Genomic DNA, 14,492 nt, shown 5'->3' with positions numbered 1-14,492 from the left:
GACGGCCGCTATGGCCGGCAAGCTCGTCGGCCGGGTTGCCGGCGGGGTGTTGGCGATGGTCATGCTGCTCGTCGTCATGGCCTCGACAAATCCAGCCTTTGCCCATGCCGCGTTGATCAGGACCGACCCGGCCGACGGCGGGGTGCTGACACAAGGGCCGGCACAATTCTCATTGACCTTCAGCGAGCCGGTCTCGCCGCTGGTGCTGACCCTGGTGAAGCCCGACGGTACGCCGGTTCCGCTGACGTCCTTTCGGCTCAGCGACCAGACGGTCGAGATCGACAATCCGCAGACGCTCAAGTCCGGCACGCATGTGCTGAGCTGGCGTGTCATCTCCGCCGATGGCCATCCGGTCGGCGGTTCGCTGCTGTTTTCCATCGGCGCGCCAAGCGAGCCGCCGGCCGTGCCCGAGGCCGTCGACTGGCCGCAGCGGTCGGCGATCTGGATCGGCAAGGTCCTTCTCTATATCGGCCTTTTCCTCGGCGTCGGCGGTGCCTTCGCCCTTGCCTGGCTGGCCCGGGGCGAACAGGCCGGCCGGCGTTTCGTCATAGCGTCCATCCTGTGCGGTCTAATCGCGGCACCCTTGTCGCTCGGCTTGCAGGGGCTCGATGCACTCGAAGCGCCGCTCTCTCATCTGGCGCAGCCGGTCATCTGGCGGACCGGGCTCGACACCAGCTTCGGCTGGACGGTGCTGGTCGCCCTGATCGCGCTGGGACTCGGCCTGCTATCGCTGGCCGGACCGCGCGCGGTCGCCAAGCCATTTGCGCTCGCTGGACTGGTCGGGGTGGGGATCGCGCTTGCCGCCAGCGGCCACGCCAGTGCCGCCGAACCGCAATGGCTGACGCGGGCGATGGTGTTCCTGCATGGCGCCGGCATCGCCTTATGGGCCGGCGCGTTGATGCCGCTCGGCCTGGTGCTGAAAGGTCAATCGGCGGAGGCCGCGCCAATCCTGCGGCGGTTCTCACGCATGATCCTGCCCGTCGTGATCGTACTTGTCGCCGCCGGCGTCGTGTTGGCGATCATCCAGGTGCAGACGCCCGCGGCGCTGGTCAGCACTTCTTATGGCAAGCTTTTGCTGATCAAGTTGGGATTGCTGGTCTTTCTGTTCACGCTCGCCGCCGTCAATCGCTGGAAACTCACCGCAGCGGCCGAGGCCGGAGCGACGGAAGTGCAGCGCAGGCTCGCTCGCTCGATCGGCGTCGAGATGTTGATCGTGCTGGCGATTTTCGGCGTTGCCGCGGGCTGGCGCTTCACGCCGCCGCCACGGGCACTGGCGATCGCGGCCGCCCAGCCGGTCTCGGTCCATATCCATGCGCTGCAAGCGATGGCCGATCTCAGCATCACGCCCGGCCATGCCGGACCGGTGGTCGCTTCGATGATCATCATGACCGGCGATTTCGGGCCGCTCGACGCCAAGGAGGTGACGCTGGCGTTGTCGAAGCCCGATTCCGGCATCGAGCCGCTGAAGCGCGCGGCGACCAAGCCCGGCGACGGCAGCTGGCGTGTCGACAACCTCGTCATCCCGGTTCCCGGCCGCTGGACGGTGCGCATCGACATCCTGGTCTCGGACTTCGAGATGGTGAAGATCGAAGCGCCCGTGGACATCAGGGCCGTAAGGCTGGACCGCTAGGCGCTTCGGTACGAGGTCGGCCGGCAATCCAGGCAACACAATTCGGCGAGGCGGTTGACGCAGGCTTGAAGGCCCGTCAATCATCACCACAAGGACACCGTCCGCAAATCGCGGCCTCAACGAACGATCCGGAAGCAGGGAAGAGACGATGGAAAAAGCCGAAATCGGTCTGATCGGCCTTGGCACGATGGGTTCCAACCTGGCGCTCAACATTGCCGAGCACGGCCACCGCATCGCCGTCTTCAACCGCACCAGGGCACGCACCGACGCCTTTGTCGAGAACGCCGGCGCGCTGAGGGATATGGTGGTGCCGTGCTACAGTCTGGAGGAACTCGCCGCCGCGATCCGGCCGCCGCGCCCGATCATCATCATGGTGCTGGCCGGCAAGCCGGTCGACGAACAGATCGAAGCATTGCGCGGCGTGCTGTCGGCCAACGACATCGTCATCGATGCCGGCAACGCCAATTTCCGCGACACGATGCGGCGCTTCTCCGAGCTTTCGGGCTCGGGCCTGACTTTCATCGGCATGGGCGTGTCCGGCGGCGAGGAGGGCGCGCGCCACGGGCCGTCGATCATGGTCGGCGGCACCGAGGATTCCTGGAAACGCGTCGAGAAGGTGCTGACCGCGATCTCGGCCAAGTTCAACGACGAGCCCTGCGCGGCATGGCTCGGCACCGACGGCGCCGGTCATTTCGTCAAGACCATCCACAACGGCATCGAATATGCCGACATGCAGATGATCGCCGAGATCTACGGCATCCTGCGCGACGGCCTCGGCATGGGGCCGAAGGACATCGGCACGGTGTTTTCCAACTGGAACAAGGGCAGGCTCAATTCGTACCTGATCGAGATCACCGCCAAGGTGCTCGCCGCCGGCGATCCGAAGACCGGCAAGCCGGTGGTCGACATCATCCTCGACCGCGCCGGCCAGAAGGGCACCGGCAAATGGTCGGTCATCGAGGCGCAGCAGCTCGGCATTCCCGCGACCGCGATCGAGGCGGCGGTGGCGGCGCGCGTGCTGTCGTCGATCAAGGAAGAGCGGCTGGCGGCGGAAAAAGCCTATGGCAACATCGGCGTGGCGAAGATTTCCGGTGACAGGGACGCATTGCTTGGAGATCTCGAACTGGCGCTGTTCGCCGGCAAGATCGCCGCCTATGCGCAAGGCTTCGCGGTGATGAGCGGCGCCTCGAAGGAGTTCAACTGGAACCTGCCGATGCCGACCATTGCCAGGATCTGGCGCGCCGGCTGCATCATCCGTTCGCAGCTCCTCGACACCATGGCCGAGGCGTTCGGCTCCGGCGGCGCTTCGACCAATCTTCTGATGGCGCCGGCCTTCATCGCCCTGATGCAGGAAGCGCATCCGTCGCTGCGGCGCATCGTGGCCAAGGCTTCCGAAGCCGGCTCGCCGGTGCCGGCGCTGTCTTCCGCGCTTGCCTATTTCGACAGCTACCGGCAGGGCCGCGGCACCTCGAACCTGATCCAGGCGCAGCGCGACTTCTTCGGCGCGCATGGTTTCGAGCGTATCGACGGGGCTGGTGCGTTCCACGGGCCGTGGGGAAGCGGTGCGGCTGGCTAGTCTAGACTGTAGACTCATAAGCGCGCAACCACAGCCGCAACGAGGCGAGCTGGACCATGGCGAGAAAATTGGCGGCGAACTTGTCATAGCGGGAGGCCTTGCGCGTGGTGCGCGGTCCATAGCGTTCTGGCAGGTCGCGCCATGGTGCTCCCGATCGAAGCACAAAAAATATGCTGTTTAGCACGTCCCGATCATCGGCACGGGGCACGCCCCTCGGCTTGCTGGGCCGCAGCGGCTTGATCCCGGGCCATAGAAGTCGCTCAGGTCATATCGGCTCATTTTGAGCTTGAATCGGAGTTCGGCGCGATATGAAAGCCACAGCCGCAAACGCCCCCTTTTCCGCCGCTCGTCGATAAATTGGGCGTGCCCGCAAACGGTCCTTGGCGATGTTCCGCGACCCGTGACAAAACCGCAAGATCGGTCGAGCACGTTATGGCCATAAGCGACTAGTTGGAGCCGCCACGGAGGAGGGACGATGAAGGCGGCGCTTCAAAACTACCGTGCTCGGATGCAGCGGGTACTGGACTACATCGACCGGCATCTTGACAGTGATCTGACCTGGAAACGGTGACCGGTGTTGCGGCCTTTTCGAAGGTTTCATTTCCATGGGCCTGCAGGCCGCTGTTCACCTCATCGCGCATTTAAGAGACACACCCATGACAAAGACGTACGCTCCCAAACAGACAACCACTCGCGGGCATACCGTTCAAATCAACGACATTGAGATGTACTACGAGGAGTACGGAGTCGGAAAGCCTCTGGTACTCTTGCATGGATTTGGCGGTTGTGCACAGAACTGGCTTCCCTTTACCGCCAAGCTCTCGGAGCGCCATCGACTGATCGTCGTGGATCTGCGTGGCCATGGTCACTCCACCAATCCCGGGAACAAGTTCACACATCGGGAAGCGGCCAGTGACGTGTTCCTCTTGCTTGAAAAGCTGGGGGTTGATCACTTCTCGGCCATGGGCATCAGTTCTGGCGGAATGACGCTACTGCACATGGCAACGAGCCAACCCAAGCGCATCGACTCAATGGTATTAATTAGTGCAACTACCCATTTCCCAGATCAGGCAAGGGTTATCATGCGCAGAGCTTCGTTCGGTGTCATGCCCCAACAAGTTCAGGAAATGTATCGAGAGTGCGCAAAACGCGGCGACGAACAGATCAGTCAACTCATCGCACAGTTCAACGCGCTGGGCGAAAACCATGATGATATGAATTTCACCGAACAAGATCTATCAACCATTGCAGCTCGTACACTTGTTGTGCACGGTGATCGCGACCGCTTTTTTCCCGCTGAAATTTCTGTAAGCATCTACCGTTCTATTCCGGATGCCGCGTTATGGATTATTCCTGGCGGCGAGCACGCTCCTATTTATGATCCCATCGTTCCATTCACCTCAACAGCCCTGCGATTCCTTGATGGGCCGGACAGCAAGTTGCAATCAGGGGTCGAACAACCAGCTGGAGCCGCCACAGAGGAAGGACGATGAAGGCGGCGCTTCAAAACTACCATACCCGGATGCAGCGAGTGCTGGACTACATCGATCGGCATCTTGGCAGTGATCTGGACCTGGAAACGCTGAGCGGTGTTGCGGCCTTCTCGAAGTTTCATTTCCACCGGCAGTTTAAGGCGACCTTCGGGTTATCCGTGCATCGCTATGTCCAGCTTGTCCGTATGAAGCGCGCTTCGCACGAGCTGGCCTATATGGACGCCCAAAGCGTCACAAACATAGCGATGGGTGCGGGTTACGATGCACCGGATGCCTTCGCTCGCGCCTTTCGGCAACGGCTCGGGCAATCGCCGTCGTCGTTCCGGGAATCTCCCGACTGGGAGCCGTGGCTTGCGGCCTTCGGGCCTCTCGACAACGCGAGGTGCAAGTTCATGCAGAAGACTTTTACCACTGACGACGTGATGGTTCGCGATGTATCCCCCACGCCGGTGGCGATCATGGAGCATCGGGGCGACCCGGTGACGCTCGGCGCCACCATCAAGCGGTTTGTCGCGTGGCGCACGGCCGCCGGCCTACACCCCAAGACAAGTCCGACCTTCAATGTCTGGCGTTCCGAGCGGCGTCCTGCGTCGCCTGTCGGTTATAGGATGGACCTTTGTGTCGGGACCGACCAACCGGTCGAGGCGAATGGCGAGCGGATCAAAGCCGGCGAGATCCCTGGCGGACGCTGCGCGGTGCTGCGCGTCGTCGGCAACACCGACAATCTGGAGCCCGCCGCGCTCTACCTTTATCGCGACTGGCTTCCGGCCAGCGGCGAGGAAGCACGCGACTTCCCGATCTATTGCCAGCGACTGGGCTTCTTCGCGGAAGTGCCGGAGCATGAGGCGGTCGCGGAACTGTTTTTGCCGCTGAAATAGCGCCCTCCGACGGCATCCCTTCCGATCGCAAGAAACGGACAGGCCGCTATCCACCCCAATCCCGGTCTTTATGGGTTCACGGCCTAAGCGGGCACCGCCTGGCTGAGCGACAGAACGTCACTGGCTGCGCTCAGGCTCTGCAACGAGCCGGGTGCGGCGCCGCCGATCCAGCCCAGCACGGAACGGGCAAGCTCGGAGCCGGCCAGCCGGAAGTTCTCGTTGACGACCAACAGCTCTGGCCGAAACAGGTGCAGCAGGTCCGACGACTGCTTGGACACCACGTCGACGTCGCGGCCAAGCTTGAGACCTGCATCCTCGATGCCGGCGACGATGGCGAGTGTCGCGGCGGCAGCGCTGCTGACGAAGCCGTCAGGCCGGTTTTCGCGGCGCATCACCTGTGCGGTCCTGCTCCTGATCTGCTCGATCGTATGGTCGATGGAAACGGTGTTGAACGGGATTTCGCTGGCGCCAACCTCGCTCAGCGCATCGGCAAAGCCATTCAGCGTGTGGCCATAATAGGTCAGCCCGGGCGGCGGCGACAGAAGCGCCAGCTTGCGCCGGCCCATGCTCGCCAACCGGCGCACGGCTGCAACCGCGAAAGCATGATTGTCGAAGTCATGGTAGGGGTGGACGAGGCCCATATCGGTGCGGCCATGCGTGGCAAAAGGCATGCCATGCTCCAGCATATAGCGGGCGCGCGGATCGTTCGGCTGGGTGCGCGAGATGATGACGCCGTCGGCTGAGCCTGTCTCGACGAGATAGCGGATTGGCTCCATCGGATCCTGCGAGCGGGAGTAGGGCGTGACGATCAGGTGATAGGGCGTTTCTGCGAGCACTTCCGAAACGCCGTAGATGATGTCCGAGACGAAGCTCATGATCTCGCGATCGGTGTTGAGCACGAGGCTGATGACATTGGTCCTGCCGGTGCGCAGGCGAACGCCGGCGCGGTTCGGCCGGTAGCCGATCTGCTTGGCGACGAGCTGGACACGGCGCCTGGTTTCGGCGCCGATTTCCGGCGCGTCCTTCAAGGCGCGCGATACGGTGGTGACGCCGAGCCCGGTCATGAAGGCAAGCGTCTTCAACGTCGGCCGCCTCTGTGCCAACGCCTCCTCGTTCTTTTCCGTACGCCGTCTGTCCATTCGTCCCGCCCGTCAGGCGCATAGCAGTCGCGGGCCGGGTCGGCAATCGCCGCCATTGCGAGACGATATGCGTCCCGGTCCCGGCCAGGCTTCAATATACTGAAACGTTACAGATTGCCAACGCCGAGATGCCTGCGGCTTGCGGCGAGGCGAATGGCTGATTTGCGAAACTCATTGGGATTCCAGAGGAAATCGCCCTTGCCGCTGCCCTTTGCCGGCTTTCATGCTCCATTTAAGCGTTTTGCACTGCAGCGACCTATATTGCGGTGCACACAAACATCGGCGCTCGTGCGAATTTGTTCGCGGCTCGAAAAAATGTCGAGCCCTCGTTACTCATGGGGTTGCGCAGTCCAAGCAATTCCCGTATCGAAAATCTGTAACGTTTCAGATTCTGGGAGGAACCGAAATGCGATACCAATTCATCACCGCTGCGCTGGCAGCGTCGGCCGCGCTGCACTTTGCCAGTCCGGCCACCGCGACGGACCTGGAAGTCACCCATTGGTGGACTTCGGGTGGCGAGGCGGCGGCGGTCGCGGAACTCGCCAAGGCTTTCGACGCAACCGGCAATCACTGGGTGGACGGCGCCATTGCCGGCTCCGGCGGCACGGCGCGGCCGATCATGATCAGCCGCATCACCGGCGGCGATCCGATGGGCGCCACCCAGTTCAATCACGGCCGACAAGCGGAAGAGCTGGTGCAGGCCGGCCTGATGCGCGACCTCACCGATGTCGCCACCAAGGGCAAGTGGACGGAAGTCGTGCGGCCGAAGAGCCTGCTCGACAGCTGCACTATCGGCGGCAAGATCTATTGCGTGCCCGTCAACATCCATTCCTGGCAGTGGCTGTGGCTGTCTAACGAAGCCTTCGCGAAGGCCGGCGTGCCGGTACCGAAGGACTGGAATGAATATGTGGCCGCCGGCCCGGCATTGGAGAAGGCAGGCATCGTCCCGCTCGCCGTGGGCGGGCAAGCCTGGCAGTCCTCCGGCGCCTTCGACGTGCTGCTTGCCGCGGTGGGCGGCACGGATACGTTCCTCAAGGTCTACAAGGACAAGGATGCCAAATTCGCCGCCGGTCCCGAAGTCGCCAAGGTGTTCAAGGCGGCCGACGATGCGCGCAAGATGGCAAAGAACACCAATGTGCAGGACTGGAACCAGGCCACCAACATGGTCATCACCGGCAAGGCCGGCGGCCAGATCATGGGAGACTGGGCGCAGGGTGAGTTCCAGGTGGCCGGCAAGACCGCCGGCAAGGATTATACCTGCCTGCCGGGCTTGGGGCTGAACGAAGTCATCGCCACCGGTGGCGATGCTTTCTACTTCCCGCTGCTCAAGGATGCCGACAAGGCCAAGGCGCAGGAGGTGTTGGCACAAACGCTGCTCGATCCCAAGACACAGGTCGCTTTCAATCTGAAGAAGGGATCGCTGCCGGTGCGCGGCGATGTCGACCTCAATGCGGCGAACGACTGCATGAAGAAGGGCCTCGCCATCCTCGCCAAGGGCGCCGTCATACCGTGGACGGACCAGCTGCTTTCGCAGGACACCCAGAAGCAGAAGGAGGACCTTTTCGCCGAATTCTTCGCCAAGCCGGACTTGACCGTGGAAGAGGCGCAGAAGCGCTTTGCCGCCCTCATCGCTTCGGCAGACTGACGTTGGAGGCAACCCACTTCGCTCCCGGCCTTGCGAACGCAGGGCCGGGACCGCACCGCCCTTACCCAGCCGGCTGACGAGATGAGCAAGAGCGAACGTCCCAACTCGCTGTTCCGCAACCTCAATGCGAAGGTCGCCTCGATCCCGATGATCCTCACCGCAGGGGTGGTTTTCGTCGGCGGCACCCTTTGGACGGTGCTCTATTCCTTCACCAATTCAAAGCTCTTGCCGCGGCTGAATTTCGTCGGGCTCGATCAGTATTACCGGTTGTGGGCGACGCCGCGCTGGCTGATCTCGATCGAGAACCTTCTGATCTACGGCGCGATCTCGCTGGTGTTCTCACTGGTCATCGGCTTCCTCCTCGCCGCGCTGCTCGACCAGAAGATACGCTTCGAGGACACGTTCCGGACCATCTTCCTCTATCCCTTTGCGCTCTCTTTCATCGTCACCGGCCTTGTCTGGCAGTGGCTGCTCAACCCGGATTTCGGCATCCAGCATGTGGTGCGGGGGTTGGGCTGGGAGAGCTTCAGCTTCGACCCGCTCTACAATTCCAGCATCGTCATCTACGGCATATCGATCGCGGCACTGTGGCAAGGCACCGGGCTCATCATGTGCCTGATGCTGGCCGGCCTGCGCGGCATCGACGAGGACATCTGGAAGGCCGCGCGGGTGGACGGGATACCGATGTGGAAGACCTATCTGTTCATCATCATACCGATGATGCGGCCGGTCTTCATCACCACGCTCGTCATCATCGCCTCCGGCATCGTCAAGGTCTACGACCTCGTCGTCGCCCAGACCAGCGGCGGCCCGGGTATCGCCTCCGAGGTGCCGGCCAAGTACGTCTACGATTACATGTTCTTCGCCCAGAACCTCGGCCAGGGTTTTGCCGCTTCGACCATGATGCTGCTCTCGGTGGTGATCGTCATCGTGCCGTGGGCCTATCTCGAATTCGGGCGGCGCAAATGAGCATGGCAAACACCTCTGCTCCAACAAGCGCTGTTTCCAGCCACGACATCGCCGGGCCTCACGGCCCGAAACCGCGCCGCATGTTTTCGCGCCGCAACATCTTCCTCTATGGCACACTCTTTGTCGTGGCAGCCTACTATCTCTTGCCGCTCTACGTGATGGTCGTCACTTCGCTCAAGGGCATGCCGGAAATCCGGCTCGGCAACATCTTCTCGCCACCGCTCGAAATCACCTTCGAGCCCTGGGTGAAGGCCTGGTCGACGGCCTGCACCGGCCTTAATTGCGACGGGCTTTCGCGCGGCTTCTGGAATTCCGTTCGCATCACCGTCCCCTCGGTGATCCTGTCGATCGCCATTGCGTCGGTGAACGGCTACGCACTGGCCAACTGGCGCTTCAAGGGCGCCGATACTTTCTTCGTCATCCTGATCGTCGGCGCCTTCATTCCCTATCAGGTGATGATCTATCCGATCGTCATCATCCTGCGCGAGATCGGCCTCTATGGCAGCCTCACCGGCCTGGTGATCGTCCATTCCATTTTCGGCATGCCGATCCTGACGCTGCTGTTCCGTAACTATTTCTCGTCCATGCCGGAGGAACTGTTCCGGGCGGCACGTGTCGACGGCGCCGGTTTCTGGGGCATCTATCTGCGCATCATGCTGCCGATGTCGCTGCCGATCTTCGTCGTCGCCGTCATCCTGCAGGTGACGGGCATCTGGAACGACTTCCTGTTCGGCGTCGTCTACACCCGCCCCGATACCTATCCGATGACGGTGCAGCTCAACAACATCGTCAATTCGGTGCAGGGCGTGAAGGAATACAACGTCAATATGGCGGCCACCATCCTGACCGGGCTGGTCCCGCTCATCATCTACTTCATTTCCGGCAAGCTTTTCGTGCGTGGCATAGCGGCCGGCGCGGTGAAAGGGTGATGATGACAGAAATCGCAAACCCCAGCGTATCGATCCAGGACCTGTCGCTGAACTTCGGTGCGGTATCGGTGTTGCAGACGCTCAATCTCGATGTCGCCGAAGGCGAGTTCATCGTGCTGCTCGGACCCTCCGGCTGCGGCAAGTCGACGTTGCTCAACTGTGTAGCCGGCCTGCTCGACATCTCGGAAGGCCGCATCTTCATCAAGGGCAAGAACGTCACCTGGGAAGAGCCCAAGGACCGCGGCATCGGCATGGTGTTCCAGTCCTATGCGCTCTATCCGCAGATGACGGTGGAGAAGAACCTGTCCTTCGGGCTGCGGGTCGCCGGCATAGCCAAGGACGAGATCGCCAAGCGGATCGCGCGGGCCGCCGAGATCCTGCAGATCGAGCCGCTGCTGCAGCGCAAACCGGCGGCGCTCTCGGGCGGCCAGCGCCAGCGCGTGGCGATCGGACGGGCGCTGGTGCGCGATGTCGACGTGTTCCTGTTCGACGAGCCGCTCTCCAATCTCGATGCCAAGCTGCGTGCCGAGCTGCGCGTCGAGATCAAGCTGCTGCATCGCAGGCTGCAGAACACGATGATCTACGTCACGCACGACCAGATCGAAGCGATGACGCTGGCCGATCGTATCGCGGTGATGAAAGGCGGCGTCATCCAGCAGCTCGATGCGCCGCAGACCATCTACAATCGCCCGGTCAACCGCTTCGTCGCCGGCTTCCTCGGCTCGCCCGCGATGAACTTCCTTGACGGGCAACTGGCGGCCGGCGCTGCTTTCAAGGCGGGAAATGTGTCCATTCCGCTCGACCGCTATGCATTCGAGGCAGCCGGCAACAGCAGCGGGCCTTGCGTTTTCGGTATCCGGCCCGAGCACGTCGCCTTTGGCGAGGCGGCAAATGCCATGCCCTTTGCCACCGATGCCGCCGTCGAGATCGTCGAGCCGATGGGCTCCGACACGCTGGTGTGGACGAAGCTCGGCGGCCACAATTTTTCCTTCCGCGTCGAGGCGGAAAAGACGCTGCGCAATGGCGAGCCGATCCGGATCGGCTTTGATCCTGCCCGCGCCTCGCTGTTCGACACCGCAACTGGCAGCCGCAAGTAACCCTCGAAATCATCCATCCCAAAGCAGAACGGACAGAGACGATGAACTGGTCATTCCAACTTTACAGCGCCCGCAATTTCCAGCCCTGGGAAGGCGTGCTCGCCTCGCTCGGCAAGCTCGGCTACACCCAGGTCGAAGGCTTCGGCGGCGTCTATGATGATCCCAAGGCTTTCCGCGCCGAACTCGACAAGAATGGGCTCGCCATGCCGACTGGGCATTTCTCGATCGACGCGCTCGAAAATGATTTCGACGGCGTGCGCAAGACTGCCGATGCGCTTGGCATCAAGCTGTTGATCTGCCCCTATCTGGTGGCGGAGCAAAGGCCATCCGGCACCGCCGGCTGGCGTGGCTTTGGCGAACGCCTGGCAAAAGTCGGCGATGCCGCGAAAAAGGCCGGCTACGGCTTTGCCTGGCACAACCATGATTTTGAATTCAAGAAGCTCGCCGACGGCTCCGTGCCGCAGGACCACATCCTGTCCTCCGCGCCTGACATCGGCTGGGAAATGGACGTCGCCTGGGTGGTGCGCGGCGGCGACGATCCGCTGACGTGGATCGAGAAGCACGGCAAGCGCATCAGCGCCGTCCATGTCAAGGACATGGCCAAGCCGGGCGAGGGACTGGACGAGGACGGCTGGTCGGATGTCGGCCATGGCACGATCGACTGGGCCGGGCTGATCAAGGTGTTGAGGGCCAAGAGCGCGGCCCAATACTTCGTCATGGAACAGGATAACCCGAACGACATAGAGCGCTTCGCCCGCCGCTCGATCGCAGCCGTCAAGACCTACTAGGAGCAATCAGCATGGCAAAGAAACTTGGCATCGGCGTCATCGGCTGCGGCAACATCTCGAAGGCGTATTTCTCGCTGGCGCCGCTGTTTCGCGGCATCGAGATGCGCGCCTGCGCCGACATCAACATGGATGCGGCGAAGGCACGGGCGAAGGAGTTCAAGCTGCGCGCTGAAACGGTCGACGGGCTGCTCAAGGCCGACGACATCGATATCATCGTCAACCTGACCATACCGGCGGTGCATTACGAGGTGTCGAAGCAGATCCTCGATGCCGGCAAGCACGTCTATTCGGAAAAGCCTTTCGTGCTGTCGGTGAAGGAAGGACTCGACCTGAAAGCGCGGGCGGAAAAAAAGGGGCTGCGCATCGGCTCGGCGCCCGACACCTTCCTCGGCGGCGCGCATCAGCTGGTCCGCGATCTCATTGACACAGGCAAGCTCGGCAAGATCACCAGCGGCACCTGCCATGTGATGAGCCACGGCATGGAACACTGGCACCCCAATCCCGACTTCTTCTTCCAGCCGGGCGCCGGTCCGGTGCTCGACATCGGACCCTACTACATCACCAATCTGATCCAGCTGATCGGGCCGGTGAAACAGGTCGCGGCTTTCGCGTCGACGCCTGCCAAGGAACGCACCATCAGTTCAAAGCCGCGCGCGGGCGAAAAGATTCCGGTCAACACACCGACGACCATCCACGGCCTGCTGGAGTTCGAGAACGGGGCCGTGGTGACGCTCAACACCAGCTGGGACGTCTGGGCCCATGGTCACGCGCCGATGGAACTCTATGGCGAGGCGGGCACGGTGTTCGTGCCGGATCCGAATTTCTTCGGGGGCGACGTGCGCTTCACCGAAGAGGGCAAGCCGGTCAAGAAGCTGCCGAAATGGAAGCACCCGTTCGGCGTTCCCAATGAAATGCATGGACAAGGCATGATGGCCAACTACCGCACCGCCGGCCTCGCTGACATGGCGGTGGCGATCGCGGAAGGCCGGCCGCACCGCTGCTCGATGGAACTGGCGCTGCACGCCGTCGACGTCATGACCGGCCTGCTGCGCTCCGGTGAAACCGGCAAGTTCGTCGCCATGCAGACCAGTTGCGAACGGCCGGCCGCACTTGGCGTCGAGGAAGCCAAGGAACTGCTGGCGAAGAAGAAGTAGGCGCCGCGCCTCGACCCTCTCCCCGTTTCGACAGGGAGAGGGTAAGGGTGAGGGGCAGGGCCGACTCGCCGTGTTGTCGTGATGGCAGCCGACCGGCTCACTTCGATTTGAGGATTTTCCGATGCCCTACATCCCCGCCGAAAACCGTTACGAGACCATGATCTACAACCGCTGCGGTCGCTCCGGCCTGAAGCTGCCGGCGATCTCGCTGGGGTTGTGGCACAATTTCGGCGATGACACGCCGCACAAGACCAAGCAGGCGATCGCGCGCAAGGCCTTCGACCTCGGCATCACGCATTTCGACCTCGCCAACAATTACGGTCCGCCGCCCGGCTCGGCGGAGACCGCTTTCGGCGAGATACTGCGCACCGATTTCGCCGGCTATCGCGACGAACTGATCATCTCGACCAAGGCCGGCTACGAAATGTGGGCCGGACCCTACGGCGAATGGGGCGGGCGCAAATACATGCTGGCCAGCCTCGACCAGAGTCTGAAGCGGATGGGCCTCGACTATGTCGACATCTTCTATTCGCACCGCTTCGATCCCGATACGCCGCTGGAGGAAACCATGGGTGCGCTCGACCACGCCGTGCGCTCGGGCAAGGCGCTCTATGCCGGCATCTCGTCCTACAATTCGCAGCGCACACGCGAGGCCGCCGATATATTGAAGCAGCTCGGCACACCTTGCATCATCCACCAGCCGAGCTATTCGATGTTCAACCGCTGGGTGGAAGAAGACGGCCTGCTCGATACGCTTGAAGGGCTCGGCGTCGGCTCCATCGTGTTCTCGCCATTGGCGCAAGGCATGTTGACCGACAAATATCTCGGCGGCATTCCCGAAGGCAGCCGCGCTTCCCAGGGCAAGTCGCTGAGGACGGCGTTCATCAACGACAAGACCATCGCCAATATCCAGGCGTTGAACGCGATCGCCGGACGCCGGGGCCAGACGCTGGCGCAGATGGCGCTGGCTTGGGTGCTGCGCAGGGGCAAGGTGACATCGGCGCTGATCGGCGCCAGCCGGCCGGAGCAGGTCGAGGACTGCGTTGGCGCGCTCAAGGTGCTTGAATTCAGTGACGCCGAACTCGCCGAGATCGACACTTACGCGCGCGAGTCCGACATCAATCTGTGGGCGGCTTCTGCCGAACGCAAGGGTCCGCCGAGGAAGTAAAGCCACGCTCGACAAGCCGGCAAACA

General features: G+C 62.4%; 12 protein-coding genes and 1 pseudogene. 11 read left to right on the top strand and 2 right to left on the bottom strand.

Translation table 11 applies throughout. The annotated features are described in order from the left end of the window. The first annotated feature begins 10 nt into the window (after window positions 1-10). Both BPNPMPFG_RS16320 and gnd read left to right on the top strand, forming a co-directional pair. Window positions 11-1,630 carry a copper resistance CopC/CopD family protein gene (locus BPNPMPFG_RS16320; RefSeq protein ID WP_258596527.1) on the top strand — a complete coding sequence of 540 codons (1,620 nt, stop codon included), beginning with the start codon at window positions 11-13 and terminating at the stop codon, window positions 1,628-1,630. A gap of 148 nt (window positions 1,631-1,778) precedes the next feature. Further along, on the top strand, window positions 1,779-3,206 hold the full coding sequence (gene gnd, locus BPNPMPFG_RS16315) for an NADP-dependent phosphogluconate dehydrogenase (protein WP_258596525.1): 1,428 nt from the start codon (window positions 1,779-1,781) through the stop codon (window positions 3,204-3,206). Window positions 3,207-3,285: 79 nt separating this feature from the next. Here the strand turns inward: gnd and BPNPMPFG_RS16310 are convergent. Continuing rightward, window positions 3,286-3,485 (bottom strand): annotated as a pseudogene (locus BPNPMPFG_RS16310) (transposase); the annotation flags it as partial. Between the two features lie 377 nt (window positions 3,486-3,862). Here BPNPMPFG_RS16310 and BPNPMPFG_RS16305 point away from each other — a divergent pair. Both BPNPMPFG_RS16305 and BPNPMPFG_RS16300 read left to right on the top strand, forming a co-directional pair. Continuing rightward, window positions 3,863-4,699 carry an alpha/beta fold hydrolase gene (locus BPNPMPFG_RS16305; protein WP_258596524.1) on the top strand — a complete coding sequence of 279 codons (837 nt, stop codon included), beginning with the start codon at window positions 3,863-3,865 and terminating at the stop codon, window positions 4,697-4,699. Further along, window positions 4,696-5,577, top strand: a complete 882-nt coding sequence (locus BPNPMPFG_RS16300; protein WP_258596522.1) for an AraC family transcriptional regulator — start codon at window positions 4,696-4,698, stop codon at window positions 5,575-5,577. Before BPNPMPFG_RS16305 ends, BPNPMPFG_RS16300 begins: the two co-directional genes overlap by 4 nt. Before the next feature lie 83 nt (window positions 5,578-5,660). On the opposite strand, the gene BPNPMPFG_RS16295 is transcribed toward BPNPMPFG_RS16300, so the two are convergent. Further along, window positions 5,661-6,716 carry a LacI family transcriptional regulator gene (locus BPNPMPFG_RS16295; protein ID WP_258596520.1) on the bottom strand — a complete coding sequence of 352 codons (1,056 nt, stop codon included), beginning with the start codon at window positions 6,714-6,716 and terminating at the stop codon, window positions 5,661-5,663. 406 nt (window positions 6,717-7,122) lie between these two features. Between BPNPMPFG_RS16295 and BPNPMPFG_RS16290 the strand changes: the two genes are divergently transcribed. From BPNPMPFG_RS16290 to mgrA, 7 genes are all read left to right on the top strand, one after another. Beyond that, the gene (locus BPNPMPFG_RS16290) at window positions 7,123-8,361 is read left to right on the top strand and encodes an ABC transporter substrate-binding protein (RefSeq protein WP_258596519.1); all 1,239 of its coding nucleotides are present in this window, start codon (window positions 7,123-7,125) and stop codon (window positions 8,359-8,361) included. Window positions 8,362-8,442: 81 nt separating this feature from the next. Further along, window positions 8,443-9,330: a carbohydrate ABC transporter permease gene (locus BPNPMPFG_RS16285; RefSeq protein WP_258596518.1), complete on the top strand. Its 888-nt coding sequence runs from the start codon at window positions 8,443-8,445 to the stop codon at window positions 9,328-9,330. Then, on the top strand, window positions 9,327-10,259 hold the full coding sequence (locus BPNPMPFG_RS16280) for a carbohydrate ABC transporter permease (protein WP_258596517.1): 933 nt from the start codon (window positions 9,327-9,329) through the stop codon (window positions 10,257-10,259). The genes BPNPMPFG_RS16285 and BPNPMPFG_RS16280 overlap by 4 nt, the downstream gene beginning before the upstream one ends. Before the next feature lie 2 nt (window positions 10,260-10,261). Then, window positions 10,262-11,356 carry an ABC transporter ATP-binding protein gene (locus tag BPNPMPFG_RS16275; protein ID WP_258596782.1) on the top strand — a complete coding sequence of 365 codons (1,095 nt, stop codon included), beginning with the start codon at window positions 10,262-10,264 and terminating at the stop codon, window positions 11,354-11,356. Between the two features lie 41 nt (window positions 11,357-11,397). After that, window positions 11,398-12,144 (top strand): sugar phosphate isomerase/epimerase family protein, encoded by a 747-nt coding sequence (locus BPNPMPFG_RS16270; RefSeq protein ID WP_258596516.1) that lies wholly within the window; start codon window positions 11,398-11,400, stop codon window positions 12,142-12,144. An 11-nt stretch (window positions 12,145-12,155) separates the two neighbouring features. Beyond that, on the top strand, window positions 12,156-13,298 hold the full coding sequence (locus tag BPNPMPFG_RS16265; RefSeq protein ID WP_258596515.1) for a Gfo/Idh/MocA family protein: 1,143 nt from the start codon (window positions 12,156-12,158) through the stop codon (window positions 13,296-13,298). 121 nt (window positions 13,299-13,419) lie between these two features. Beyond that, a complete protein-coding gene (mgrA, locus tag BPNPMPFG_RS16260; protein WP_258596514.1) occupies window positions 13,420-14,466 on the top strand; it encodes an L-glyceraldehyde 3-phosphate reductase in 1,047 nt (348 codons plus the stop codon). The last annotated feature ends 26 nt before the right edge of the window (window positions 14,467-14,492 follow it).

The organism is Mesorhizobium sp. AR07, from assembly GCF_024746815.1.
Lineage (GTDB): Bacteria > Pseudomonadota > Alphaproteobacteria > Rhizobiales > Rhizobiaceae > Mesorhizobium.
The sequence above is the reverse complement of the archived record's forward strand: the minus strand, read 5'-3'. Positions and strand labels throughout refer to the sequence as shown.

Bases quoted from the DNA above. Each gene is read 5' to 3' on its own strand.
- BPNPMPFG_RS16320 (WP_258596527.1), top strand. From the start codon at position 11: ATGGCCGGCAAGCTCGTCGGCCGGGTTGCCGGCGGGGTGTTGGCGATG.
- gnd (WP_258596525.1), top strand. From the start codon at position 1,779: ATGGAAAAAGCCGAAATCGGTCTGATCGGCCTTGGCACGATGGGTTCC.
- BPNPMPFG_RS16305 (WP_258596524.1), top strand. From the start codon at position 3,863: ATGACAAAGACGTACGCTCCCAAACAGACAACCACTCGCGGGCATACC.
- BPNPMPFG_RS16300 (WP_258596522.1), top strand. From the start codon at position 4,696: ATGAAGGCGGCGCTTCAAAACTACCATACCCGGATGCAGCGAGTGCTG.
- BPNPMPFG_RS16295 (WP_258596520.1), bottom strand. From the start codon at position 6,716: ATGGACAGACGGCGTACGGAAAAGAACGAGGAGGCGTTGGCACAGAGG.
- BPNPMPFG_RS16290 (WP_258596519.1), top strand. From the start codon at position 7,123: ATGCGATACCAATTCATCACCGCTGCGCTGGCAGCGTCGGCCGCGCTG.
- BPNPMPFG_RS16285 (WP_258596518.1), top strand. From the start codon at position 8,443: ATGAGCAAGAGCGAACGTCCCAACTCGCTGTTCCGCAACCTCAATGCG.
- BPNPMPFG_RS16280 (WP_258596517.1), top strand. From the start codon at position 9,327: ATGAGCATGGCAAACACCTCTGCTCCAACAAGCGCTGTTTCCAGCCAC.
- BPNPMPFG_RS16275 (WP_258596782.1), top strand. From the start codon at position 10,262: ATGACAGAAATCGCAAACCCCAGCGTATCGATCCAGGACCTGTCGCTG.
- BPNPMPFG_RS16270 (WP_258596516.1), top strand. From the start codon at position 11,398: ATGAACTGGTCATTCCAACTTTACAGCGCCCGCAATTTCCAGCCCTGG.
- BPNPMPFG_RS16265 (WP_258596515.1), top strand. From the start codon at position 12,156: ATGGCAAAGAAACTTGGCATCGGCGTCATCGGCTGCGGCAACATCTCG.
- mgrA (WP_258596514.1), top strand. From the start codon at position 13,420: ATGCCCTACATCCCCGCCGAAAACCGTTACGAGACCATGATCTACAAC.